The sequence below is a fragment of the Streptomyces sp. NBC_00659 genome (assembly GCF_036226925.1).
Lineage (GTDB): Bacteria > Actinomycetota > Actinomycetes > Streptomycetales > Streptomycetaceae > Streptomyces.
Map to the genome: position 1 here is coordinate 5,088,078 of NZ_CP109031.1, position 25,974 is coordinate 5,114,051.

Here is a 25,974-nt window from a genome sequence, read left to right on the forward strand (position 1 = left end):
TCCCCTGGTCGGGCATCCGCATGCGCCAGCCGCAGTGATGCGCCATGAAAAACGTCGTCCCTCACGGGCTTGCGCCCGGCTTCCCCTGCCCCGCCCTGGATCAGCCGTTCTTGAACGAATGACCGAACTTGTTCCGGGCCGTCTCCACCTGGAACGCGGCCAGCGCACCCACCGAGGTGCTGATCCGCCAGTCCATCAGCTGCTTGCCGCCCGGCCAGTCCTTGCGCTGGTCGTACCAGACGAGCCCGATGACGCCGGCCTTCGCGGCGCCCCGGAGCAGGTCACGGATGTGCGCCTCCTTGCGGTCGCTCTGCGCCACCCCGGTCTCCGCGATCAGCACCGGCTTGCCGGAGAAGCCCGCGATCTGACGCAGTGTGGGGGTGAACAGGCTGGAGAAGGCGGCGCCGTCGATCGGCCCGTAGTAGCCGATGAGGCCGACCCAGTCGACGTAGGCGCCGCCCGGATAGTACGGGCGCAGTTTCGCGGTCGTGCCCGAGTCGACCACGTGCGGAGTCCACACCCAGATCACGTTGGTGACGCCCTGTGCGGCAAAAGTGTCGTGTACATGCTTCCACGCCGCGACGAAGTCGGCGGGCTTGGCGTGCCCGGGGCCCCAGGAGTTCCACGGGCCGTTCATCTCGCCGGCGAAGGAGAGGGCCAGTGGGCCGTCGTAGGCGGCGATCTGGTCCGCCAGCCGGCGGATGTAGGCGTCGTCCTCGCCCTGGGCGATGTGTGCGAGCGAGGTGTCGGAGGGCACCAGCGCCATCATGGGCAACTGGCCGCGCTGCCACAGGAAGGCGTTGCCCTCCGTGTCGAAGTCGTCGCCCCAGGAGCTGTAGTACTCGCGGATGTCGGGCGTCCGCCCGGCCTCTTCGGCGAAGGCGTCGACGATGTCGTACTGCCAGGGCGTCTTGTCGTCGACGACGCCCAGCGCGCGGCCGGACGGCTCGAGCATGGACGAGACCTGGAAGTGCGCGGCCGGGGCGCCGGCTCCACCCGCCTTGGCGTCGCCCTCGCTTCCCGCGCCACCGCAGGCGTCCACCAGGAACGAGACGGCGACCATCAGGATCGCGGCGACCGACAGGCGGCTGCGGCGGCGGGTCATGGCCATGCGGGAAGGTCCGATCGGGCAGGAGGCAAGCGACGTCACCGGAACTCTACGAGACCCTCGTGACATTCACCGATTCTTCATATGTAATCTTGTGCACGATCGGGAGTGGTCGGATAATCTCCCCTTCCTTGCATATGCATCACTTTTTCGCGCTACTCACAGCTTTCGGCGTCGTCGAACCGGCAGTGGTAACACGTGTAACACGACGCAGGAAGGCTCGAGGCCGTCGATGACCAGTACCTCCACGGAGGTCGAGCCCGCTCCCGTCTTTGTGGACCAGACCGGTGCCCGTGGCCGCCGTCTGCGCGGTCTCGGCTGGCTGGTGGGCGTCCTCTGCGCCGGGTGCGTGGTGGCGATGGTCACCGGCCTGGTCGGAACCCAGTCGCAGGCGCCCGCGCTCACCGTCCCCGCCACCGCTGACACCACGCCGCCGAGCCAGTACCTGAACGCGCCGCTGCCCGCGGCTCCCGGCGCCGCCGAATCCGGACAGAGCGCCACCGCCACAGCGACCACCACCGATGGCACCGCGTCGGCCACCGCGACGACGGCGGCCGGTACCACGGAGTCGACCACCGTCATCGACACCGAACCGTCGGCCACCGCGACGACGGCGGCCGGTACCACGGAGTCGACCACCGTCATCGACACCGAGCCGTCGGCCACCGCGACGACGACGGCCGGCACGGCGGCGTCAACCCCCGCCACCGCCACCGTGCCATAGCCAGACGCGACCACCAGGAAATCCATGTCCCGCACCCGCCGTCAACGCTCACGGCAGTCCATAGCGCGGCCGCGCCGACTCGCCGCACCTCCCCTGCGCTTCTTTCTGCCGGTGACCGTACTGGCGACCCTGCTGGCGCTGATGGTGCTCCGCGGCATGGCGAACAACGAGGTCTTCCACGACGAGGCCATCGCCACCTCGGTGGACAAGATCACCGTCCCGACCAGCGTTCTGGAGGGCGGCCCGATCGTCGACGCGCGCGGCGACAAGAAGAACAAGCCGGTCAACTACTCGATTCCGGACAGGACCGTCGTCCTCTCCTTCGATGACGGACCGTCCGCCGAGTGGACGCCGAAGATCCTCAAGGTGCTGAAAGAGGAGAACGTCCGCGCCGACTTCTTCGTCACCGGTTCGATGGTCACCCGTAACCCGGCGCTGATCCGCCAGATCGTGGCCGAAGGCCATGAGATCGGTCTGCACACCTTCACCCACCCCGACCTCGCGATGCACTCCGGCTCCCGGCTCACCTGGGAGCTGGGCGAGACCCAGCTCGCGCTGGCCGGTGTCGCCGGCATCCACTCCAGCCTGTTCCGCCCGCCCTACTCCTCCACCGTGGACGCGCTGGACGACTGGTCGTGGCCGGTGACCAAACAGGCCGGGTCGGAGGGGTACCTGACCGCCTTCATCGACAAGGACACCGACGACTGGAAGCGCCCCGGCGTCGACTCCATCGTCAAGGCAGCCATGCCCGACCTCCCCGGCCAGGGCGAGATGATCCTGCTGCACGACGCGGGCGGCAACCGGGCGCAGACGCTGGCCGCGCTGCCGATCATCATCGACAAGCTCAAGGACCAGGGCTACGCCTTCAAGACCACCGGCGAGGCGCTCGGCACCGGCTCCGCCAACGCCAAGGTCACCAGCTACAACCTGTGGGTCGGCAAGGCGTTCCTGTGGTGCACCACCTTCTCGGTGCGGCTGCTGCCGTGGCTGGTCGGCCTCCTCGCGGTCGTCGGCGTGCTGGTCATGCTGCGGTTCGCGCTGATGCTGGTGCTCTCGGCCATCCACGTGCGGCGCATCCGCAAACCGGGCTTCACCTGGGGCGACCCGGTCACCGAACCGGTCACCGTGGTGGTGCCCGCGTACAACGAGCAGGAGTGCATCACCAACACCCTGCTCTCCCTGGCCAGAAGCGAGCACCCCGTCGAAGTGATCGTGGTCGACGACGGGTCGACCGACGACACGTCCGCCATCGTGGAGGAGCTCGACCTGCCGATGGTCCGGCTGATCCGGCAGCCGAACAGCGGCAAGCCGACCGCCCTCAACACCGGTGTGGCCGCCGCCTCGTACGACCTGATCGTCATGATGGACGGCGACACGGTCTTCGAACCCGCCACCGTCGGTGAGCTGGTGCAGCCCTTCGCCGACCCGCGCGTCGGCGCGGTGGCCGGCAACGCCAAGGTCGGCAACCGCGACACGCTGATCGGCGCCTGGCAGCACATCGAGTACGTGATGGGCTTCAACCTCGACCGCCGGATGTACGACGTGCTCAACTGCATGCCGACCATCCCCGGCGCCGTGGGCGGCTTCCGCCGCTCGGCGCTGGAGCAGGCGGGCGGCATGAGCGACGACACGCTCGCCGAGGACACCGACGTGACCATGGCCCTGCACCGGGCCGGCTGGAAGGTCGTCTACGCCGAGAACGCCCGGGCCTGGACCGAGGCGCCCGTCAGCATGAAGCAGCTGTGGTCACAGCGCTACCGCTGGAGCTACGGCACCATGCAGGCGATGTGGAAGCACCGGCACGCGGTGCTGGAGCGCGGCCCGGCCGGCCGCTTCGGCCGGGTGGGCCTGCCGTTCGTCGCCCTGTTCATGGTGGTCACCCCGCTGCTCGCACCCGCCATCGACATCGGCATGGTCTACGGCGTGGTCTTCGTCGACGCGTACAGGACCCTGGCCGCCTGGTTCGCGGTGATGACCCTTCAGGCCGTCTGCGCCTGGTGGTCCTTCCACCTCGACAAGGAGAAGGCGTGGCACCTGATCACGCTGCCGGCCCAGCAGGTGGTCTACCGGGTGCTCATGTACATGGTGCTGCTGCAGTCCACCATCACCGCGATGACCGGGGGCCGGTTGCGCTGGCAGAAGCTGAAGCGCACCGGTGAGGTCGGGCTTGAGCACACAACGGGGGCGACGTCTTCATGAGTACTGCGGATCGAGGTGCCTTCGGCACCCGGAACTCCTCCGACACCGTCGCCCTGCGGGTGGACCCTGCCGTGCTTGCCGCGCACTTCGACCCGCAGCCCGAGGAGGCCGCCCCCGCCCCCGCGCACAAGCCCGGCCGTGACCGCTACCTCGACCTGCTGCGAGCGCTCGCCCTGGTCCGCGTGGTGATCTACCACAACTTCGGCTGGACCTGGCTGCCGATCGTCTTCCCCTCCATGGGCGTCATGTTCGCGCTGGCAGGGTCGTTGATGGTGCGGTCCCTCAACCGGCCGGCACTGGGCGTGATCCGCGGCCGGCTGCGCCGTCTGCTGCCGCCGATGTGGCTGTTCGGCGCGGTCGTGGTGCCGCTGATGCTCCTGGAAGGCTGGAGGCCCGACGCCCTTCACACCAACTGGTGGTGGGGCGACCTGGCCTACTGGATCCTGCCGTTCAGCGAGCCGCCGTTCGGGGCCTCGCTGCACACCTTCGGCGGGCACCTGCCGAGTTCCTGGGCCGAACAGATCTGTGTGCCGCTGTGGTACCTGCGCGCCTACCTCTGGTACGTCCTGCTGTCGCCGCTCATGCTCAAGGCGATGCGGAAGCTGCCCTGGGTCACCCTGATGGTGCCGCTGGCGCTCGCGGTCTTCATCAACTCCGGACTGGTCGACCAGTCCGGCCGCCTGATGGAAGCCGTCACCGACTTCACCACCTTCGGCTCCTGCTGGCTGCTCGGCATGGCCCACCAGGAGGGGCTGCTCCGCAGGATCCCGCAGTACATCGTGCCGTCCCTCGCACCGCTGGTGCTCATGTTCGGCTACTGGTGGCTGATGCAGTCGCCCGTGGACAACCCGCGGTTCGGGCACGATCTGGAAGCGGTACCGGTCGCCCAGGCGATCTGGTCGTTCGGCGCGGTGCTGCTGCTGCTCCACCTGAGCCCGTCCTGGGAGAGGTGGCCCAAGCCGCTGGAGCGGTTCAACGGCGTGATCACCCTGCTCAACTCCCGCGCGGTCACCGTCTACCTGTGGCACGCCGTCGCGCTGGTGGTGACCGAGCCGCTGATCGACCCGCTGTGGAGCAACAGTTTCCTTTACCACCACGCCCAGTGGCTGCTGTCGAGCCAGTGGACCCCGCTGGTGCTCGCCGTTCCGCTGATCTGCCTGGCGATCCTGCTCTTCGGCTGGATCGAGGACGTGGCCGCCAAGCGCCGCCCGCGGCTCTTCCCCTATCCCCGCCGCTCCAAGGGCCGCCGCCGCAGTCGCTAGTACCGCGTCAGCTGCGACGACCTTCCCGTACCCCGCGCTTATCTGGTTCTTACATCTCGTGTAGCGTGCGCGCGTTCGATTCCCTGCAAGATCCAGGAAGACCGCAGATGAGCGCTCCCACGCCCCCCGCCCCGCAGGACCCGCAGTTCTCCCAGAGCCCGGGGCAGCCCGTACCCGGGGCCGCGCCCGCGGCTGCCGCCCCCGTCAGGGAGAGCAAGCTGAAGAAGGTTCTCGGTGTCGTCGTCCTGATCGTCGTCGCGGTGGTGGTGAAGCTCGGTATCGGCTACGTCTTCGACTCCCCGGTACGCGCCGAGGTCGGGGACTGCGTCAAGGTCACCGGCTCCGAGAACAACCCCGACGTGGAGACCAGGAGCTGCGACGACAAGGGCGCCAACTACAAGGTCCTCAAGGTCGTCGAGAACACCTTCGACATCAACGCGTGCAAGGTCGGCGAGGCCGCGCTCGCGCAGCAGTGGGACGCCGACAAGTTCGTCCTCTGCCTGGACCCGGTCAAGAAGTAGGACCCCTCTGCGGCCCGGCCCGAGACGGCTAGGTCGTTTCGTCCGGAACACCGTGCGCGGCAGGAGGAGATGTCTGCCGGCCCGGCACGGGTGGCGCTGCCCAGCCGTGCCGGACGGCATGACCGCCGAGCTGCATCCGGGTACGGACTCCGGCCATGTCCATGAGGTGGCGCAGGCGTCGGTGCAGCGTGCGCGGTGACAGGCCCAGCTGTGCGGCGACCGTCTGGTCGGTCGGGCCGGCCAGCAGGAGCGCGAGGATCCTGCGGTCGAGGTCGCTCGGGCCTTCCGCACCGAGCTCCACGGTGGTTTCGGCCTCTGCGCCGGTGCCCGACAGTTCGAGCGGGTGGGCGGTGCGCCATACCGTCTCGAACAGCGCGTCCAACGCGTCCAACAGGCCGCTGCGGTGCAGTAGTACGGCGCCGGGCTCTCCCGCCGGTGTGACCGCGAGCGGGACCAGGCCGAGCTCGGCGTCGGCCAGCACGAGCTTCATCGGCAGCCGGTCGGCCACACGCAGCTGGACGCCGTTGCGCAGTGAGGCGATGGCATCGGTGACGATGCCCGGCTCTGCCAGCACGGCCCGGTCCAGCACCGCCCGGAAGTGCACGCCGCGGTCGATGGCCATGGGTTCGGCCGTGTTCTCTTCGGGCGGGACGGCGAGGAACGGCGCGGTGATGAAGCTGCGGACCTGCGTACGGGCCGCCTGCTGCACCTGGAGGAAGCGATGGCGGATGGCGTCGCGGCCCGTGACGACTTCGATCAGATCGTTGATGCTGTTCCCGGTCATCGCGGCCCGGTGCTCCTCGGCGAGGGTCACCAGTGCCTGCTCGGCCATCCGCAGCCCGTCCCGGCGCTGACTGATGAGAGCGCCGAACGCCATGGCCGGCGGCGCGGCGGTGAACCGCTCGTCCGCCGACCTGATCACCAGTTCCCACCCGACCAGCCGGGACAAGGCCTTGTCGACGTGGGCCCGCGGTACGGCGAGCAGATCCGACAGCAGCGTCGCGGTGGAGTCCGGCCGTCCGACCAATGCCCGGTAGACCAGCTCGTCATCGGGTTCGAGGCCCAGAACGTCCAGCATCGGCGACCGACCTTCTTCCACTTGCCGCAGCGGGGAGAGTATGTGCCAAGGCGGCAGACCCTGAACAGTCCCTGCTGGGAGCAGGTGTGACGGGAAGGGCCCCGGGGAGGTGACTCCCCGGGGCCCGGCAGTGCGGTTCATCGCAGGCCGTACGCCCGGACGATCTCGTTCTTGACGCTGTAGCCGCGGTCCGTCCCGGCGCTCGCGCGCACCGAGACGAAGCCGCCGGGCTTCTTCGCCGTCCTGAACGAGCCCTTCCAGTAACCGCCGTCGCCCTTGGTCAAGGTCACCTTCTGCCAGGTGGCACCGTCGTCGTACGAGACGTCCAGCTTCACCGTGGTGACCTTGCCCGGCACGGTGCCGAGGTCCATCGACACCGGCTTGAGCGCGATCTTCTGGGTCGCATCGGCCTTCACGTCGCCGTGCAGGTCCGACTCCAGCTTGTAGTCCAGGTTCAGCACCGAGAACGGCTCGAAGTCGTCCGCGTCTACGGTGCCGGACCTGAACGTCCACTCGGAGTGGGTGCGCGTCGACAGCCGGAAGACGTCACCGGGCCGCTCCACGTCGAGGACGGCGCGGTAGGGCAGGTCGCCCGCCGGTACCTCCTGCCACTGCATGTCCCCGCCGGCCGGGTTGTCGTGGATGAGCGTGTCGCCCTGGAAGATCTGCAGGTGGGACGGCGTCTCACCCCACGGCAGGTAGCCGCCCAGCCGCATGGTGTCGCTCGCGGAGGCCCACGCCTGCACGTTCCAGGTCATGTAGTTCTGCCAACGGGAGTTGTACACGCCGAAGGACTCGCTCTGGGCGGGCCGGGTCGCCGGAGCGAACCAGTCAAGACGGGTGATGCTGCCCTTGGCGTACGTGTTGTCGCCCGACACCATCACCCACGGCAGGGCTCCGTCGACGCCCTGCGCGTGGAACTCTCTCCAGTTCTGGCCCGGGGTCACCCATTCGGTGCGGGTGCCCGGGTGCCACTCGGCCTCGGGGAGGTTGAACGACGGGCTGAGGGTGAAGTCGGACCGGTAGCCCTCCGCCGACGTGCCGCCCGCGGCCGAGTAGTAGCGGGCGTCGATCCGGGCGAGGTCACGCTTGGCCGGCGTGTAGACCAGGGCCCGGTCCGGCACCTGGCCGGGATAGTCCCGGGTCAGGTCGTACACGAACGGCGTGTACTCGGTCTGCTTCGCGGTCAGCTTGAAGTGGCCGGTCCTGGCCATCGCGACCAGTGCCCTGCCCTCGTCGCGGTGCACGGTGGCGACCGGGACGGCCGTTTCACCGACGTACTCCATCAGGGCGCCCACACCGTCGTTGACCACGATCAGCGCCTTGGCGCCTGCCGCCACCGCGGCCTCGGCGCGCTCCTGCGGCGAGACCTCGTCGCTGCGCTCGACGACGACGAGCTTGCCCTTGGCCCTGATCCTCTCGTACGCGGCCGCCGAGCCGTCGCCCGCGTAGACGGTGTCCAGCCTGTCCGTGACGGTGCCCAGCGTGCTGCCCGCCTGCACCAGGGCGTCGAAGCTGCGGTGACCGCCCGCCGTGCTCAGACCGAGCTGCGGTTCGCCCTTGCGCCAGCGGGTGGTCAGCATGAACTCGCCCTGCTTCATCGGCTGCGTCGGCGCGACGTAGACGTCGTCGTACGTCGGCGGCAGCACGTACGCGCTGCGGTAGTCCAGGTACGGGTCGAGGCCCTTGTAGTGGACGTTGAAGTCGACCTTGCGCTGGCGGTCCTCGGTGCGCTGCGGCGCCTCGGTCCGCAGCAGGTGTGCCCTGCTCGCGTCCAGCACCACGTCCGCGGAGCCGTCCTTGAGCACGGTCTCCGGATCGACCAGCACGGCCAGACCCGAGCGGTCCGCCTTCTCGCCCGCCACGTCGAGGTACCCCGCGACGGTGTAGGTGCCGGGTGCCATGCGCATGGTGGTCGAGCCGTCGACGTAGACGTTCCACGGCCAGACGTCGCCGGCCAGGTTGATGCCCACCCAGCCGGCGGCGGGCTTGCCGTCCCGGCCGACCAGCTTGATGTTCAGGTCGTAGCGCTCCTCCTCCTTGAGCAGCGCCACGGACGTGCGGGTCACCGGCTTCCCGGTGGCCGCGTCGGTGCCGATCACGTAGCCGACGTGCCGGCCTGCCGAGGCGGCCTGCGGGTCGCCGGTCACCGGGACGGCGGCGGTGCCGCCCGCCGGGACGGTCACCTCGGTGTCTCCCAGCGCGAACGGACCGCCGTCCTCGGTCAGCGTCAGGTTCAGCGTGACGTCGGCGGAACCGGTGTTGGTGAAGGTCAGGTCCTTCGTGACGGCGGCGTCGCTCGGCTCGTGCGGCCAGGTGTAGTTGCCGAAGAAGAGCGATCCGGTGCCGCGGACCGTGGTGCGCACGGCGGCGGCCACGTCGACACGGCCGGTGCCGACCTCGTACGGCGAGTACCCGCCGTCCAGGCCCTTCGCGGTGCTCATCAGGTGTTCCTTGAGCTGTGCGCCGGTCCAGTCCGGGTGCCGCTGGGCCAGGATCGCCGCCGCGCCGACCACGTGCGGGGTGGCCATGGAGGTGCCGCTGAGGGTGCGGTACAGGCCCTCGCCCCCGTCGGTCATGTCCTGCGAGCGGGCCGCGGTGATGTCCACGCCGGGCGCCGCGATGTCCGGCTTCATACCGCCGGACCAGGCCAGCGGGCCGGTGCTGGAGAAGGACGCGAGCTGGTCCTGCTTGTCCGTGGCGGCCACGGTCAGCGCCGAGGCGGCCGCGCCCGGGGCGGAGACGCTCTCCGGGCCCGCGTTGCCGGCGGCTATGACGAACAGCGTGCCGTACTGCTCGGACAGCGCGTCGACGGTCTGCGACATCGGGTCGCTGCCGTCCGTCGGGTAGGTGTCGCCGAGGCTCATGTTGACGACGTCCGCACCGGACTCGGCTGCCCACTGCATGCCGGCCATGACCCAGGAGTCCTGGCCGTAGCCCTCCGCGCCGCCGAGCACCTTGCCGACGAACAGGTCGGCGCCGGGGGCGACACCCTTGTAGTCGCCTCCGGACGCGGCGCCGGAGCCGACGATCGTGCTCGCCACATGCGTGCCGTGCCCGTTGACGTCGGTGACGCCCTCGCCCGGCACGAAGCTGGTCGTTCCGTCGATCACGCCCGCGAAGTCGGGGTGGTTGACGTCGATGCCGGTGTCGAGCACCGCGACCTTGACGCCCTTGCCGGTGTAGCCGTCCTTCCAGGCCTCGGGCGCGCCGATCAGCGGCACGCTCTCCTTCAGGCTGGCCTTCACGCGTCCGTCGAGCCACAGCTTCGACACACCCGCGCCCAACTTCGCGCCCCCCTGCGGCGCGATGGTGGTCCAGAAGGTGCGGGCCTGCCGCTTCTCGGTGCTGAGCGCGGCACCGTGGATGCCCTTGAGCTTTCGGGTCAGCCTGCTGCCGCGGGGGGCCTTCGGCTCGACGGCGGAGCGGGACTTCGGCTGGGTGTACGCCGCGATCAGCGGCACGGCGGCCGACTTCGCGTCGTCGTAGCCCATCTCGATCAGGTCGGTGACGTCGAACAGCCGCCGGTCCAGCTTCCCGGCGCCCAGCAGCGGAGCCGCCTCGTCCGGGACGACGAACAGGTCGCCCTTGATCTCCTGGATCTTCACGCCCCCGACGGCGCTGTCCGGACGGTGGACGTCGGCGGTCTGCCGGCCGTCGGCCATCGTGGTGACGGTGACGACGTCGCCGGTGACCAGGGTGACCTTGTGGGTCGCCGAGGGCCTGGCGGGAACCGTGGGTTTGGCCGGAGCGGCTTGTGCGGGCGCTTGCAGAAGTGCGAGCCCCGACGCCAGCAGCGGCAACGCGGTGGCGGCGGACACGAGCCGCCGGCGTCTGCGCCGAAAGGCGGAAGACTGAGAGGGGGAGGACATGCCATGGGTCTATCGGCCGGTTCACACCGACGTGAAGGCCGGACGGCGGCAAGTCCTCGCCATGGCAAGGACTTGCCGCCCGCAAACCGCGCACGCCCAGGCGACCCGCACTTTTCGGGCACGGGCGGGCTCACGTCACCGGGCGGCCCGGTGTCGAAGGGTGAGTTCCGCGACGTGGGTCGGCGTGGGACGGGGGATGGCCGTCGAGCTCGGACGCGCCGAGGGCGGACGTGTTCCGGCGGTCGCCGACGTGGATGTACCTGGTACCGGAGGTGCCGTTGACCGTGATGATGCCGTTGGTTTGACTGCCGTTTGTGTGCCGTCTGTGACTGGATGCCGTTTTTGAGACCAGTGGCCATCGATTCTGGACAGAATCGATGGCCACTCTTTACAGGTGTAGTCGGCACCAATCAAAAATGATCGGGAGCTTGAGGTTCCGTTCACTCGGTGCGGCTGACCACACCGCTCACGTTCAGGACTTCGTGGCATCCCTGCGCCTGGCGGCCGGTGGCCGGAGTGCCCGGCTTCGTGCAGGTCACTTCGATGGTCACGGTGTTGTTCGCGGGGATCTTGATGGGGGTGACCCAGTGGTAGTCCTGGTTGCGGAAGGTCTCCAGGGCGATCGTGGTGATCTTGCGGTTGCCGAAGCTGATCGTCATCACCCCTTCATCGCCCTGGAAGTTGGCGACGACGATGTCCGTCACACCGAAGACGCTCTTCTCGGGCACCTTGTAGGTGCCGGCCTCGGTCGTCCCGCCGGAGGTCTTCAGGTCGATGGTCGCCGAGCTCTGCTGACCGCCGCCGACAGCGGTGCCGTCTCCGGCCGAGGTGCCGTCGCCGCCCGCTCCGGAACCGGTGCCCGTGCCCTGGCCGTCGGGCGAGGCGCTGGCGCCGCCGGAACCGTTGCCAGGGGTCTGCCCGTTGCCGCCCTGCTCTCCTGCGGGCGTGGGGCGCGGCTGAACCACCTCGTTGGCGGCCTCCTTCGCGGCGCTGCGCACCGCCGGGCGGACCAGCGTGAACCAGGCGAGCAGCAGCGCGAGCAGCGCCGCGAGCACGGCGAGCAGCCACTTCGGGAAGATGGGGATCTGGACGAACTCCGCGTCCAGCGGCGGCGGGTCGGCGGTCTCGTCCCGCTGGTTCCCGTCCCGGTCACCGGTCTCGGCGGTGGCCAGGGTGAACGGCCACACCGCCGGGGAGCCGAACCACACGGGCTTGCCCGTACGGACCCGCAGCCCGACCTCGACCACCTCGCCGGGCTCCAGCTTCGGCTCGGCCGGGTTGAAGGTGAACGCCAGCTCCTCGCCCGCCTGGCCGGGAGTGAAGCCCACCTGCACCGGGGTGTTGCCCTGGTTGCGTACCGCAAGCCGGTAGCGGCCGCGCAGCCAGCCGCGCCGGCGGCGCGGGGCCAGCTCGGTCCGCAGCTCGTGGAACTCCTCGATGTGCACAGTGGTTTCGGGGACCGTCACCGCGTCGGGATGCTCGGCCGGCAGGACCCGTACGCCCAGAGGCAGGTCACCGGCGCGTATCTCCGGGGAGCGTGGCGGCTCCAGACGGATCGTCACCGTCTCGGAGGTGCCGGGGTAGAGGGAGACCCTTGGGGGTTCCACGGTGGCCCAGGAGGCGCAGTCCCCGACGACCTCCAGGCTGTACGCCTCGACGATGTCGCTGTCGTTGCGGACGGTCAGACTGGTCGTGGCGGTGCTGCCGGGCGCCACCGTCACGGCCGGGAAGTCGAGGCTGGGCGCATCGGGGCCGGAAGAGGCTGCAGAAGGCGTCACGCGACCACGGTAGGAGCGAGCCCGGTCCGCGACGAGGGATGCAAGGGCAACACGCGGGCAGTCGTGATGCCTTTGAAGCCCAAGTCAACTCCTTTACGTTTGTAAGCCGTTGATGTGGCCCGCCGTCGTGCCCACTCCGTTTTCCGGCCTTTCCGGCCTTTCCGGCGATCGCCCCGCCCGCCGTGTCCCGCTCCCCCACGCACTCATGTATCAGGTGGTAATCCGGCCATGTCCCGTTCGGACGAGTACAACCCGGCCGTATCGGCCCTCACGACACCTGTGGCCGTCCCGGCCCGGGTCACGCACCAGTTCTCCCGCTCCGATCGTCCGGTCCGGGTGACCCTGGCCGTCTACGCCGCCGATCCGGTCCTGCGCGTCGGCGTCGTCCAGCAGTTGCGTCAGCGCCCCGAGATAGACCTGCTCGACGACGCCGATGTGGAGCAGGCCCAGGCGTCGCTGGTGGTCGTGGACCACGTCGACGACGATGTGGCCGCCCTGCTGCAGCGGCTGCGGCACACCGGCAGCCCTGCGGGCCTCGTGATCGGCACCCTCGGGTCCGGCGCACTGCAACGCGTCATCGAGTGCGGCGTGTCGGCGGTGCTGCGGCGCGCCGAGGCCGACCAGGAGCGGCTTCTCCACCTGGTCCTGGCGATCGCCAACGGCGAGGGTGTGCTGCCCGGCGACCTGCTCGGCAAACTGCTCAGCCACGTGGGCAGCCTCCAGCGCTCGGCGCTCGACCCACGGGGCCTGTCCCTGTCCACACTGACCACCCGCGAGGCGGACATGCTGCGCCTGGTGTCGGAGGGCCTGGACACCGCGGAGATCGCCCGCAAGACCGCGTACTCCGAACGGACCGTCAAGAACGTCCTGCACGAGGTCATCACCCGGCTGCAACTGCGCAACCGGGCCCATGCGGTCGGCTACGCGCTGCGCAACGGGCTGATCTGACAACGGCCCGCGACGAGCCGGTCCGACGGCGCCCGGGCACCCCGGCACTGCCCGAAGGCCAACCGCACTGCCCGAAAGCGCACCCCGCGCTTCCCCCGGATACGGCCCCGCCGCCCTGCCGCGTCGCGTGCGGCTGTCGCAGGGTGGCAGGGGACGTCCAGATGCTGCACCAGACTGCGAGGTGGACCGTGATGCGCACCGCCGGCCCCGGTGGGCGGTACCGCCCGGGGAAACTCGGGGCGTCGCTGCTGCTGCTGATCCCGTTGCTCGCGGTGACGGCGGCCTCAGGACAGGGCAGCGCCGAACCCCGGCCGCAGCCGGCGGCCGACACCACCGGCACCCGGATCGCCTACGCCGGTACCGGGCACCGCAGCCTCGGCACGGTCGCCGGTACCACCTCCAGCAACCCGCTGTTCGGTGCCGGCCCGGCACACTTCGACGTCCAGCCGTCCGCCCTCGGCAGCCAGATGGTCTTCGCGAGCCGGCGTGACGAGAACACTCCGCAGATCTACCTCCGCGCCGCCGACGGTTCCGTACGACGTCTCACCACCGGCATGGACGCGGCGCACCCCCGGCTGACACCGGACGGGCAGTCCGTGGTGTTCGACGCGGCCGGGTCCGGAGGCCCGGACGACGGGACGCAGCGCGACCTGTGGCTCGTACGCACCGACGGCACAGATCGTCTGACGCGGCTCACCGACACCCCCGCCGACGAGGAGGGCCCGACGGTCTCCCCCGACGGGCGGCAGCTGGCGTACGCCAGTGACAGCGACGTGTCGGTGGGACAGCAGATCTACGTACGGCTGCTGGCGGGCGGCACCCCCACCCGGATCACCGATCCCGCGAACGGCACGGCGTCCGAGCCGGCCTGGAACCCGGTGAACGACGACGAGAACCGGGACTGGATCGCGTACACCGCCACGACCACCGTCGACGGGAAGAGCGTGCCCCGGCTGCGGGTGGCGAACGCGGCCGGGACCGGCGACGAGCCGCTGTTCGGGGGGACGTACGCGACCTGGCGTGCCCACGGGGCGGCGTGGAAGCCCGACGGGGACGGGGTGGTGTTCCTGAGCCCCGAGACCACCTGCACGTGCGAGGGCGACTACGACCACGTGTTCGGTTCGCCCGCGCACTCCGACCAGGAACCCGCGCTGGTGCTCAACGAGGACCGGGAGGTCCTCTCGCCCACCTGGCTCGGCCCGCTCGACGGCGGCGGCGTGGTGGTGGAGCGCACCTCGGCGGCGGCTCCTGACAAGAACCACCCCGGCGCGCACGTGGTGACGCTGCAGGACGCCCGGTCGGACGGGTCCGACCCCCGCGACCTGGGGCTGACGATCCTGAACGAGGACCCGGCGGCCGACACCGACACCGATCCCGCCAAGGACCCGCTGTTCCAACCGGCGTCCGGGTTCGACCCGTGGACCGAGCGGCAGAACTACACGCCCGACGGACGCCGGATCGTCGTCACCCGCTTCGAGACCGACGCCGACGGCCGGCGGATCGAGCGGATCTGGATGGTGGACGCCGACGGTTCCAACGCGGCGCCCATGCCGCTCAAGGACCGCGCCGCGACGGACTGGGACACCGACCCGACGTTTTCCCCGGACGGCAAGCACCTTGCCTTCACCCGGACTTCGCCGGGCGGCGTCGGTGAGGCCGCGGGTCCCAGCAGCATCCTCATCGCGGACGCGATCACCGGGGCGATCACCGGCGAGGTCACCCCGCCGGCCGGACAGCTCCAGGGCCGGGACGCCCAGCCCACCTGGTCCTCCGACGGCACCACCCTGGCCTTCACCCGCAGCATGGAGATCAACGGGAGCGGCGGCAACAAGCACATCTGGACCGTGCCCGTGAACGGCCTGACCCGGCAGGACGACCTGAGCGCCAGGATCTGCCCGGGTGACTGCGAGGTCATCGACGACAGCCCGGCGTTCTCCCCGGACGGTCTGCGTATCGCCTTCAACCGCAAGAACGGCGCCGGCCGGATCGACGAGCAGAACGGCATCCTCCTGACGTCGCCGTCGGGCGCCGGCTGCCAGGTGCTGCTGCCCACCGCCGCCCGTGACCAGCCCGGCGCCTGCGGCCGGGAACTGCCGGAGAACACCGGCCCGTTCCAGCCGCGGGACGCCGCCTGGACGGCCGACGGCAAGGGGCTGGTGATCAGCGCCCGCCCCAGTCGTGCGGTCAACACCCCCGAGAAACTGAAGCTTCTGGACATCGCGTCCGGCAAGCTCACGAAGCTCACGACCGAGCTCCCGGGCCGGCAGAAGGAACCCAGCGTCCAGCAGTCCGTGGACCTCGCGGTCCAGGCGCCCGGCACCGCCCCGGAGGTCACGGTCGGCGACTCCACCACGGTGCAGGTCGGCGTGGTGAACAACGGCCCCGCCGCCTCCCCCGGCACCACGCTCACCATCGACCCGCCCGCCGGTGTGCAGATCACGAAGGTGACCTGGCCCGGGGACACCTGCGACGCCGCCTCGCTCCAGTGCGACGTCGGCGTGGTGGAGCCGGGCGCCACCGTTCCCGTGACCGTCACCCTCACCGGGGTCACCGCCGGCGACCAGCCGGTCGACTGGTCGGTCACCGGTACGGTTCTGGACCCGGCGCCCAGCGACAACGCCGGCCGGACCGTGGTGCCGGTGCGCGAGGCCACGCCGCCCCCGACGCCCACGCCCACGCCGACTCCGACGCCCACACCCACTCCGACCCCGACGCCGACACCCACTCCGACCCCGCAGGCGCCCGAGCCCGACGCCGGGCCCGGGGTGAGCGTTTCGGCCCGGCCGAACCCCGGCTACGTCGGCGGCCGTGTCGTGGTGACGTACACCGTGCGCAACGGCCGCAACGCGCTGGCGACCGGGCTGCGGCTGCGCATCGGCCTTCCCGACATCCCGAACAGCGGGCCGCCGACGGGCTGCGACACCTCCTGGGTGTGCGCGCTGCCGGATCTGACGCCTGGTGCGAGCACCGTCGTACGCGTCGTGCTCAGTCCCGACAAGGCGCTGACCGGCCAGGTCAGCGGAGTTCTCACCACCACCGGGACGGACGCCGACAAGAGCGACAACACCGCCCGGCAGCGGCTGCGCATCCTCCAGCCCCGCATCGTCGCGGTGCCGGCGGTCGGCAAGCCCGGCTTCGTCACCTCGGTGCGCGGCAAGGACTTCCCGCCGGGAGTGCCGGTGCGGTTCACCTGGAATCCGGGGATCACCGCGACGGCGGCGCCGACCGTGCCGAAGCCGGACGGCACCTTCATCGGCCAGCTGCTCATCCTCGCCAAGGACCAGACCGGACCGCGCACCATCACCGCCAAGGGCCCCGGGTTCTCACCGGTGAAGACCGACTTCCTGGTGGTCAGCGGCAGCGTGCAGCCGCCCGACGAGGTGACCCGCCGGTGATCCACGAGGTCGACGAGGGGCTGCGCCGGCTGCTCGGCGAGTCCGGCCTGCAGACGTCGGGCATCGACGTGGTGTTCGACGCCCCCACCCGGGACTGGGCGGCGCGCCGCAGCGCCCCGACGGTCTGCGTGTTCCTGTACGACATCCGCGAGGACGCCGTCCGGCGCGGCAGCGGCGCCGGGGAGGTGTACGACGCGGACGGGCATCTGGTGGCGCGGCGCACCCCGCCCCGCTGGTTCGAGCTGACGTACCTGGTCACGGCGTGGGCGAGCCGCCCGCAGGACGAGCACCGGCTGCTCTCGCAGGTGCTCGCCACTCTGGTGGCCACCGACACGCTGCCCGCGCGGCTGCTCACCGGCACGCTCGCCGAACTCGGCCTGACCGTGAGCCTGGACGCCGGAGGGGCCGGGCTCGACGCGCCGGCCGCCTCCGACGTGTGGTCGGCGCTCGGCGGAGAGCTGAAGGTGTCGCTCGGGGTGCGGGTACGGGCGCCGCTCGCCGGGGTGACCACGGCCGTCGCGCCACCGGTCACCGAAGGGCTCGTCGTGCGCTCCGCCGCCCGCGGCGAGGACGGCGAACCGGCGCCGGGACGTCGGCTGCGCTACAGGGAGACGACGGACCCGGGCGCGGACGGCTTCGCCGGCCCGCGTGAGCGGGGCCTCGCCCCGGCCAAGCGGCGCCACCGGGGAGACCGCCAGCCGTGACACACACCGCCGAACCCGTTGCCGTCACCGAACCCGTTGCCGTCACCGAACCCGCTGTCGTCACCGAACCCGTTGCCGTCACCGAACCCGTATCCGCCGACGCGGACCACCTGTGGGCGCGACTTCGCGTGGTCGAGGGGCGGGTGCGGCACGCCGTGGCCGTCCGTCGTGCCGTCGATCCCGATCCCGACGACCCGTACCGGGGGCAGTACCTCAGCCCCGAGGCGGTGGCCCGCATCCTGGACGAGCCGGGTGGTCTCGACGTACCCGGCCAGGAGCCGTGGCGCCCGCCGGCCGGGTCCGTTCTCGACGGCCTCGCCCGGCGGTTCGGGCTGTCCCCGCTGGAGCTGGACCTGCTGCTGGTCGTGGTGGCGCCCGACCTGGACGCCCGGTTCGAGCGGCTCTACGGCTATCTCAACGACGACCTGACGCGCCGTCGGCCCACGGTCGGGCTCGCCCTGGAGCTGTGCGGGCTCGCCGGCGCGGCAGCCGCCCGGTTCCGGCTCGCCCCCGGGGCACCGCTCGTCGCGGGCGGTCTGGTGGAGGTCACCGAGCCGGAACGGCCGCCGCTGTCCCGGGTGCTGGCGGTCCCCGACCGGGTCACCGCGTACCTGCTGGGCAACGCGCGGCCCGACGCCCGGCTCGCCGGGGTGCTCGGCGAGGCCCGCGAGGACCTGACCGCCGAGGCGGCGGAGGTCCACCGGACGGCGGCCGCGGCCGGGACCGGCATGGGCCTCGTCCATCTGTGCAGCCGGGGCGGCGACGCCGAGGGGCTGGCCGTCACCGCCCTGCACACGGCCGGGCTGCGCCCGCTCGTCCTCGACGCGGTGGCCCTCGCCCGGCGCCCCGGAGACGTACCCGAGCTCGCCCGGATCGCCGCCCTCGAAGCCCGTCTGACCGGTGCCGGGGTCGTTCTCGGCCCGCTGGAGTCGCTGCCCGCGGAACCGGGCGAACGAGCCCGGACGCTGGGGGCGTTGTGCGCGGCGCTGCGCGGGATTCCCCTGTTCACGCACGGCACCGGCACCTGGGACCCGCTGTGGGCGGCCGACACCCCCGTCGTCCTGAACGTGCCGGCGCCTTCGCCCGAACGGCAGGCCGAGCGGTGGCGGCACGCCCTCGACCATGCCGCGGGTGACGGCTTTGCGACCGGCGACGTAGAAGCGCTCGCCGAGGCTGTGGCCGCGCACCGCCTGGACTCCGGGCAGCTGCGCCGCGCCGCCGACGTGGCGACGCGTACGGCCGCCCTCGCGGGCCGCCCGGTCCGCGCCGACGACCTGCGCGCCGCCGTACGTGCCCAGAACGGCGCGGGGCTCGACCGGCTCGCCCGCCGGGTGGAGCCGGGCGTCGGCTGGGACGACCTGGTGCTGCCGCCGACCACCCACCGGCGGCTGCGCGAACTCGCGCTGCGGGCCCGCCACCGCGAGCAGGTGCTCGGGCAGTGGGGGATGCGGCCCGGCGGCGGCCGGGGGCGCGGCGTCATCGCGCTGTTCGCCGGCGAGTCGGGCACCGGCAAGACCATGTCCGCCGAGGTCGTCGCGGCGGACCTGGGCATGGACCTGTACGTGGTGGACCTGTCCACCGTTGTGGACAAGTACGTCGGGGAGACCGAGAAGAACCTGGAGCGGATCTTCACCGAGGCATCGGCGGTCAACGCGGTGCTGCTCTTCGACGAGGCCGACGCGATCTTCGGCAAGCGCTCGGAGGTGAAGGACGCGCACGACCGGCACGCCAACATCGAGTCGGCGTACCTGCTCCAGCGCATGGAGTCCTTCGACGGCATCGCGGTGCTGACCACCAACCTGCGGGCCAACCTGGACGAGGCGTTCACCCGACGCATCGACGTGGTGGCCGACTTCCCGGTGCCCGACCCCGGCCAGCGCCTCGCCCTGTGGGAGCGCTGCCTGGGCGAGCGGCTGCCCCGGGCCGACGACCTGGACCTCGCCTTCTGCGCGGACCGCTTCGAACTCGCCGGCGGCTCCATCCGCGCCTGCGCGGTGACCGCGGCCTACCTCGCGGCGGAGTCCGGCGAGCCGCTCACCATGCGGCAGGTGGTGACGGCGGTCGCCCAGGAGTACCGCAAGCTCGGACGCCTGGTCCTGGAGGGCGAGTTCGGGCCGTACCTGGCGGAGGCCGTCGGGGCGTGAGGAGGCAGGCCCACCCCGAACGGGCAGAGAACTCCGCCTCGGCGGACAGCGCCTGTGCCCTCGCGCGGCACTGTTCCCTCAGGAGGCCGCCGTCAGGGTCGAACCGTGATCTGACCGAACGGCGGGCGGCCCCCTCCGCCTTTGAGCACGCTGACCACGAGCGGAAGGAGCCGGCAACGGTGCACACCCACAAGAAGCCCACGGTGCAGCGCTCGTCGGTGCATGGCGTTCTGCGCTCCGTCGGGCGGCCGCTGGACGAGCCCGTGCGGACCGAGATGGAGACCCGCCTCGGCGCGGACTTCTCGGACGTACGGCTGCACACCGGCGCGGCGGCCCGCGCGTCCGCCGCCGAGATCGGAGCCCGCGCCTACACCTCCGGCAGCCATGTCGTCATCGGCGAGGGCGGGGCGGACCGTCACACCCTGGCCCACTAGCTCACCCATGTCGTTCAGCAGCGCAAGGGTCCGGTTGCCGGGACCGATCAGGGCGACGGGCTGCGGATCTCCGACCCGTCGGACCGGTTCGAACGGGAGGCGGAGGCGAATGCGACCCGCGCCCTCGCGACACCGCTCGCCCCGCTGCGGGACCACGCGGGAGAGGAGAACGTCGCGGCTCCCGCGTCCGCTGACGCCGTACAGCGGATGCCTGCCAAACGGAACAGGGAAGCCGCCGGGCTGAAGGGCGGCAGCCCGCCGCCGACGCGCCGGAACACACGATCCAGCCAGCAGACACCACCCGACCTCGACCATCCGACCCTGACGTTCGCCTCCTCCTGCACAGGCCCGGCGAACCAACAGCTCGACGCGGGCCAGAACATCGGATTCCATCAGGCCGCGGTGCTGAAAATCCGGCGAACGCGCCTCAGCGGGTGTCCAGCAACTACCACTTCTGGCAGCAGGTCACCGACCAGAACGTGCAGATCTACAGAACCGCCACCGGCTTTCGCGAGGGGTCCTCCGAACGGGACTGGGTGCAGGACGGCCCCTACAGGCCGCGCTACAACAACGCGGTCATCGCCGACCAGCAGAACTCCATCACGTTCAACGACGACCCCGGTTTCAGCACGACGGCACAGATGAGCCCCGGATACTGGCTGAAGTCCTACAGCGTGAGCTTCCGCTGGAAGGTGGCGAGGAACACGGGCGCCTGGAACGCCAACCTTCCCGCCTGGACCAGCCCGGTGGTCACGCACACGCTGACCTCGGCTTTCGACCCCGAGAACCCGGACGTTGCGGTGGAGATCGACCACCAGGCCGCAGGCGACAGGGAGTGGACGGTGGACCTGACGAACCTGGGCGGCTAGGGCGTGTCTGACAATTCTCGCCGGATCAGTGCGCGGCGTCCGATGCCGGGCCCCTCCATCGCCTCTTGGGCAGTGGGGCCGCTCCTGGCCGACCGCACGGAGAAGCGCGGTTACCCCTACGACTCGCGGCTGTGCTGATGGTGCGCCTGCTGATCCACGGCTGTACCACCGCGTGCGCTCCTCCCGGGCGATCCAGCGCCGTTGGCGGCAGCTGGTGACGGCGGTCGCGCAGGAGTACCGCAAACTGGGACGGCTGGTCCTGGAGAGCGAGTCCGGGCCTTATCCGGTGTCCGTCACCGGCCACCGGGCCAGAGGTGCGGTCGGCGGGTCAGGGCTTTCGGTGACGGCCGGGACCGGGGCCGGGACGGATCGGCCGGGCTTCCCGCGTCGTACTCGGACACGAGCTGCGGGACGTGCCCGATGAACTGCGGGTCTCGTCGCGGTGCGGGAGGCGCCGGGGGCCGGGAGCCGGGGGCGAGCAGGACCGCGCGGCGTGCGCCGGTCGTCCTGTCATCACACAGACACAAGTTCTTCCTGCTGGGACGAGGCAGGAACACCGGTCGGCAGGTCTTTCCCCGACCTGTTCTTCTCGAGTTCGACATTTTCGATGAACAGCTGGAAAAGCAGCTGACTCGCACCGAGCTCCCTGCCGTTTTTGCCGTTGTTCCCCTGTGCGATGCCCAAACTGTAGGGTTCCTTGTCCTCGGCCTTCACGCCGATGTACCCACCCAGCGTGCCCTCGTTCGGGCTCGCGTTCTTGTATGCGCCGCCGCTTTTGTTTGCCTCGCGGATCAGGTCGTTCTTATAGCCCGGTCCGAGAGCCATGTGGTCCTGGTTGAAGAGGAATTCGTGGGCGCCAGGCTTCAGCGTGAACTTCAGCTGGACCGCGTAAGAATCACCTTGGGTGTTGTGGTACCCATCGGCCTGGCCCTGGTCGCCGAGATGGGCCCCTATCGTCAAGCCCGTGAACCCTTGTTCCCGGAACTCTTTTCCCGAGCCCTCGCCGGAGGCGATGTACGCTTGCAGGTCGCGCCGTGCGGCTTCGTTGCCCCAGTAGGTAAGGGCGCTGTAGGCCTCATCGAAACTCATGGACCGGTACAGCACCATCCTTTCGGCGTCCTCACCCTGCCGCTCCAGATCGGCCAAAAGCCGGGGGCCGACGGTCTTGACGATCTCATCTATCGAGCGCGGAGGCTTGCTGGCTTTGAACTTCTTCGCGCTCTTCTTGGATGCGGCAATTTGTGCGGCCTTGGCTTTTGCGGCTTGGCTGTTGGCTGCGCCCAGTCCCGCCTTGTTCTCCCAGTACTCGACTGTCAGCCGGTCCTGAGGGCTTTCGACACGCTGCACGGAGGGGTGAGAGCCGGAAGCGGGTGACGGTACCGCATGGTGCGGCACGTTCGTGGGGGCCTGGGGGCCGGCCGCCAGGACCCGGCCGGCATTCGCTTCCGCTTCGCGTTCGAACCGGTCCGACGGGTCGGAGACTCTCAGCCCCGCTCCGTTGTCGGTGCCTGCGACGGGCCCTTGGCGCTGTTGGACGACATGGGTGAGCTCGTGGGCGAGGGTGTGCTTGTCGCCGCCGCCGGCGCCGAGTACGACATGGCTGCCGGAGGTGTAGGCGCGGGCCCCGATGGCGCGGGCCGAACGGGCGGCGGCCGCCCCGGTGTGCAGTCGCACGTCGGAGAAGTCGGTGTCGAACCGGGACTCCATGTCCTGGCGCACCGGCGCGGCGAGGGGTTTGCCCGCGGAGCCCAGGACCTCGTTCACTCCGTGGTCGGGCCGCTCCGGGGCGGCCGTGGGGCGGACCCGGCGGGCGATCATGGCGGCCACCGCGGCGTTGCCCGCGCCGCGCTGGGACGCGCGGAGCGCGTCGGCGGTGAGCGGGGGCGGTACGGCGCTGCCCGCGGACGTCTCCCGGCGGGCGGCGGCGGTGCCGCGCGTCTGCTGCGGTGCCTCGTTCTGCTCGGCGTGCGCCCCGGACTTCCGCATCTGCTGCCTCCTCGTTGGCGCACCCTTGCCGCGGCCCCCAGTGGACCGCCCGCGCGAACGGGACGTCCAGGTCCGTACGGGCAGAACGAGGGCAGGTCCGGGCGGCGGCCGGTCGGTTCGCACAGGCAGGGAAAGGCAGTGATCCTGCCCCTCACCAGGTCCCCGCGGCCCTGTCGTCCCGGCGGATCCCCGCGCAGACTCGCCCTGGACACAGGTGAACCGACCCGCAGGACGCGAAGGAGCAAGCATGCCGACGTACCTCACCCCGGGCGTGTACGTGGAGGAGGTGCAGTCCGGTGCCCGACCGATCGAAGGGGTCGGCACCGCCGTCGCCGCGTTCGTAGGGTTCGCCGAGAGCGGCCCGTTCCACACGCCGACGCTGGTCACCAGCTGGGACCAGTACACCCAGCTGTTCGGCGGCTTCACCGAGGGCGCCTATCTGCCCCTCTCGGTCCACGGCTACTTCGCCAACGGCGGCGGCGCCGCGTACATCGTGCGGATCGGCGGCCAGGCCGAGGACGCCTCCGCTCCGTCGGTCAACGGCGGCCGGCGCGGCGACAAGGCCGCGGAGCCGGTGGCCCTCGGCGGCTTCCTCGTCGCGGCCAGGCCGGGCGTCACCGGGGTGTCGGTCGAGGTCGCCGACGCGGACGGCGAGAACACGCCGGAGGACCGCTTCAAGGTCCTGGTCCGCCAGGGCGACCAGGTCGCGGAGACGTACGAGGCCTCCACCCGCAAGAACGTCAAGGGCTACCTGGTCAACCAGGCCCGCGCCTCCAAGCTGATCCAGGTCACCGAGCAGCAGGCCGCCGCCCAGGCCAGGCCCGCCGCCCAGACCCTGGCCGTGCCCGACGCCCCGGCCGCGCCCGCCGCGAACGGCTCCGGCGAGGTGGCCCGCCTCAACCCGGCGGAGTACGTCGGCGACGCCGCCGCCCGCACCGGGTTCGGCGGTCTGGAGACCATCGACGAGATCACCATGGTCGCCGTGCCGGACCTGATGAGCGCCTATCAGCGCGGCGACATCGACGCCGAGGGCGTGCGCACCGTGCAGCTCGCGGTGATCTCGCACTGCGAGCAGATGGGCGACCGCGTCGCCGTTCTGGACGCCCCGCCCGGCCTGGGCGCCCAGCAGGTGCGCACCTGGCGCAACGACGAGGCGGGCTACGACTCCCGGTACGCCACCCTCTACTACCCCTGGATCCGTGTCTTCGACCCGGCCACCGGACGCAACACCACCGTCCCGCCGAGCGGCCACATCGCCGGCGTCTGGGCGCGCAGCGACGGCGAGCGCGGTGTGCACAAGGCGCCCGCCAACGAGGTCATCCGCGGCGCGGTGGACCTGGAGCTCCGGCTCAGCAAGGGCGAGCAGGACCTGCTCAACCCGATCGGCGTGAACTGTGTACGGGCCTTCCCCGGCCGCGGCATCCGCATCTGGGGCGCCCGCACCCTCTCCTCCGACCCGGCCTGGCGCTACCTGAACGTGCGCCGCCTCTTCAACTACCTCGAGGAGTCCATCCTGCTGGGCACCCAGTGGGTGGTCTTCGAGCCGAACGACGACCGGCTGTGGTCCAGCATCCGGCGCAACGTCACCTCCTTCCTCACCGAGGAATGGCGCCGGGGCGCGCTGTTCGGCCGCACCGCCGAAGAGGCGTTCTACGTGAAGTGCGACCGGGACAACAACCCGCAGGAGTCCATCGACCAGGGCCGGGTCATCTGTGAGATCGGCGTCTCGCCGGTCAAGCCCGCGGAGTTCGTGGTGTTCCGGCTGGCCCAGTTCTCCGACAGCACCAGCCTCATCGACGAGTGACCGCGGGTCAGTAGAGAAGCAGAGAAAAAAAAGACCCGTACGGAAAGGTGACAGACAGTCATGGCAACGGGCGATGCTCTTTCCACCCACGTCTTCGGCGTGCAGCTCGGCGGCTATCTGGTCGAGTCGATCCAGGAGATCAGCGGACTGACCGTCGAGGAGGAGGTCGTCGAGGTCAAGCAGGTCAGCGCGGAGGGCAAGCAGATCATCCGCAAGCAGCCCGGCGCCCGGCAGGCAGGTGAGATCACGATCACCCGGGGACTCGACCAGAGCAGCGAGTTCACCAAGTGGATCAAGGAGACCCTGAACAACGGCGCCGTGAACTCCGCGCGGCAGAACCTCACCATCGAGATCAAGGACACCGAGGGCAACACGGTCCGCCGTATCCAGCTGATGCAGGGCTGGGCCTCCAAGTGGGAGGGCCCGTCCCTGAAGGCGGGCGAGTCGTCTCCGGCCACCGAGTCGGTCACGATCGTGTTCGAGGAGATCATCGTCGAATGAGGCGTCGTACGGTGACGGCGGGCAACCTGGAGGAGATCCTCCAGGCGACGGAGCCCGCCCAGACGTCGGAGCGGGCGGCGGCACCTCCCGCCGCCGCTCCGCCGCGCCGCGAGGACCACGGGCTGCGCACCGAGTTCGAGTTCGAGCTGCCGCGCGGGTACGTCGACGAGGCGGGCACGGTGCACCGCCACGGCTCGATGCGCCTGGCCACGGCCCGTGACGAACTGCGGCCGCAGATCGACCTGCGGGTCAAGGAGAACCCGGCGTACCTGAGCGTGGTGCTGCTGAGCCAGGTGATCACCCGGATCGGCTCGATCAGCGATGTGCACGCCGGGATCGTGGAGCGGATGTACGCCACCGACGTCGCCTTCCTCCAGGACTTCTACCGCCGGGTCAACAGCGAGGGCCACACCCGTGCGGCGGTGACCTGTCCGCACTGCGAGGGTGGCTTCGAGGTCGACCTCTCGGGTGGGCGCCTGGGGGAATCGTGACGTACGCCCTTCCCCGGCTCCGGGAGGAGATCGCGTACATCGCCTACCACTTCCACTGGCGGCGCGAGGAGATCCTCGACCTGACCCACGACGAGCGCCGGCAGTGGGTGGCGGAGATCGCCCGTATCAACACCCGTGTGAACGAAGGCGGTTGAG

At 70.7% G+C, this 25,974-nt stretch carries 18 protein-coding genes and 1 pseudogene; 14 read left to right on the forward strand and 5 right to left on the reverse strand.

The features are described from left to right. Window positions 1–100: 100 nt before the first annotated feature. Window positions 101–1,111, reverse strand: coding sequence for a glycoside hydrolase family 26 protein (locus OG410_RS22085; RefSeq protein ID WP_329300780.1), 1,011 nt, complete (start codon window positions 1,109–1,111; stop codon window positions 101–103). 229 nt (window positions 1,112–1,340) lie between these two features. Here OG410_RS22085 and OG410_RS22090 point away from each other — a divergent pair, with 229 nt between their 5' ends. From OG410_RS22090 to OG410_RS22105, 4 genes are all read left to right on the forward strand, one after another. Further along, complete coding sequence (locus tag OG410_RS22090; protein ID WP_329300781.1) at window positions 1,341–1,832, forward strand: hypothetical protein; 492 nt, start codon at window positions 1,341–1,343, stop codon at window positions 1,830–1,832. Window positions 1,833–1,856: 24 nt separating this feature from the next. Beyond that, the gene (locus tag OG410_RS22095) at window positions 1,857–4,031 is read left to right on the forward strand and encodes a glycosyltransferase (RefSeq protein ID WP_329300782.1); all 2,175 of its coding nucleotides are present in this window, start codon (window positions 1,857–1,859) and stop codon (window positions 4,029–4,031) included. Beyond that, entirely contained in the window at window positions 4,028–5,293 is a 1,266-nt protein-coding gene (locus OG410_RS22100; protein WP_329300783.1) for an acyltransferase family protein, read from the forward strand. Before OG410_RS22095 ends, OG410_RS22100 begins: the two co-directional genes overlap by 4 nt. Window positions 5,294–5,400: 107 nt before the next feature. Then, window positions 5,401–5,814, forward strand: coding sequence for an LppU/SCO3897 family protein (locus tag OG410_RS22105; RefSeq protein WP_329300784.1), 414 nt, complete (start codon window positions 5,401–5,403; stop codon window positions 5,812–5,814). Window positions 5,815–5,842: 28 nt separating this feature from the next. On the opposite strand, the gene OG410_RS22110 is transcribed toward OG410_RS22105, so the two are convergent. The 3 genes from OG410_RS22110 to OG410_RS22120 form a co-directional block, all read right to left on the reverse strand. Then, complete coding sequence (locus OG410_RS22110) at window positions 5,843–6,892, reverse strand: helix-turn-helix domain-containing protein (RefSeq protein WP_329300786.1); 1,050 nt, start codon at window positions 6,890–6,892, stop codon at window positions 5,843–5,845. A 137-nt stretch (window positions 6,893–7,029) separates the two neighbouring features. Further along, window positions 7,030–10,713 carry a S8 family serine peptidase gene (locus OG410_RS22115; RefSeq protein ID WP_329300787.1) on the reverse strand — a complete coding sequence of 1,228 codons (3,684 nt, stop codon included), beginning with the start codon at window positions 10,711–10,713 and terminating at the stop codon, window positions 7,030–7,032. A 491-nt stretch (window positions 10,714–11,204) separates the two neighbouring features. Continuing rightward, window positions 11,205–12,542 carry a COG1470 family protein gene (locus OG410_RS22120; protein ID WP_329300788.1) on the reverse strand — a complete coding sequence of 446 codons (1,338 nt, stop codon included), beginning with the start codon at window positions 12,540–12,542 and terminating at the stop codon, window positions 11,205–11,207. A gap of 228 nt (window positions 12,543–12,770) precedes the next feature. On the opposite strand from OG410_RS22120, the gene OG410_RS22125 reads away from it, so the two are divergent. The 6 genes and pseudogenes from OG410_RS22125 to OG410_RS22150 all read left to right on the forward strand — a co-directional run bounded on the left by OG410_RS22125 (window position 12,771) and on the right by OG410_RS22150 (window position 21,036). Continuing rightward, window positions 12,771–13,490 (forward strand): helix-turn-helix transcriptional regulator, encoded by a 720-nt coding sequence (locus OG410_RS22125; protein WP_329300789.1) that lies wholly within the window; start codon window positions 12,771–12,773, stop codon window positions 13,488–13,490. Between the two features lie 191 nt (window positions 13,491–13,681). Then, window positions 13,682–16,885, forward strand: a complete 3,204-nt coding sequence (locus OG410_RS22130) for a hypothetical protein (RefSeq protein WP_329304200.1) — start codon at window positions 13,682–13,684, stop codon at window positions 16,883–16,885. Continuing rightward, window positions 16,882–17,589 carry a DUF4255 domain-containing protein gene (locus tag OG410_RS22135; protein WP_329300791.1) on the forward strand — a complete coding sequence of 236 codons (708 nt, stop codon included), beginning with the start codon at window positions 16,882–16,884 and terminating at the stop codon, window positions 17,587–17,589. Before OG410_RS22130 ends, OG410_RS22135 begins: the two co-directional genes overlap by 4 nt. A 110-nt stretch (window positions 17,590–17,699) precedes the next feature. Continuing rightward, window positions 17,700–19,733, forward strand: a complete 2,034-nt coding sequence (locus OG410_RS22140; protein ID WP_329304201.1) for an ATP-binding protein — start codon at window positions 17,700–17,702, stop codon at window positions 19,731–19,733. Window positions 19,734–19,912: 179 nt separating this feature from the next. Continuing rightward, window positions 19,913–20,293: pseudogene (locus tag OG410_RS22145) on the forward strand (eCIS core domain-containing protein); the annotation flags it as partial. A gap of 308 nt (window positions 20,294–20,601) precedes the next feature. After that, the gene (locus OG410_RS22150; RefSeq protein WP_329304486.1) at window positions 20,602–21,036 is read left to right on the forward strand and encodes a hypothetical protein; all 435 of its coding nucleotides are present in this window, start codon (window positions 20,602–20,604) and stop codon (window positions 21,034–21,036) included. Window positions 21,037–21,549: 513 nt separating this feature from the next. Here the strand turns inward: OG410_RS22150 and OG410_RS22155 are convergent. Continuing rightward, window positions 21,550–23,022, reverse strand: coding sequence for an eCIS core domain-containing protein (locus OG410_RS22155; RefSeq protein ID WP_443063779.1), 1,473 nt, complete (start codon window positions 23,020–23,022; stop codon window positions 21,550–21,552). A gap of 247 nt (window positions 23,023–23,269) precedes the next feature. Between OG410_RS22155 and OG410_RS22160 the strand changes: the two genes are divergently transcribed. From OG410_RS22160 to OG410_RS22175, 4 genes are read left to right on the forward strand one after another with little or no spacing between them, the layout of a single operon-like run. Continuing rightward, window positions 23,270–24,826 carry a phage tail sheath family protein gene (locus tag OG410_RS22160; RefSeq protein ID WP_329300793.1) on the forward strand — a complete coding sequence of 519 codons (1,557 nt, stop codon included), beginning with the start codon at window positions 23,270–23,272 and terminating at the stop codon, window positions 24,824–24,826. A 60-nt stretch (window positions 24,827–24,886) separates the two neighbouring features. Continuing rightward, window positions 24,887–25,327 (forward strand): phage tail protein, encoded by a 441-nt coding sequence (locus OG410_RS22165; protein WP_189151609.1) that lies wholly within the window; start codon window positions 24,887–24,889, stop codon window positions 25,325–25,327. Then, window positions 25,324–25,818 carry a hypothetical protein gene (locus OG410_RS22170; RefSeq protein WP_329300795.1) on the forward strand — a complete coding sequence of 165 codons (495 nt, stop codon included), beginning with the start codon at window positions 25,324–25,326 and terminating at the stop codon, window positions 25,816–25,818. Before OG410_RS22165 ends, OG410_RS22170 begins: the two co-directional genes overlap by 4 nt. Continuing rightward, window positions 25,815–25,973: a DUF6760 family protein gene (locus OG410_RS22175; protein WP_189151611.1), complete on the forward strand. Its 159-nt coding sequence runs from the start codon at window positions 25,815–25,817 to the stop codon at window positions 25,971–25,973. Before OG410_RS22170 ends, OG410_RS22175 begins: the two co-directional genes overlap by 4 nt. The last annotated feature ends 1 nt before the right edge of the window (window position 25,974 follow it).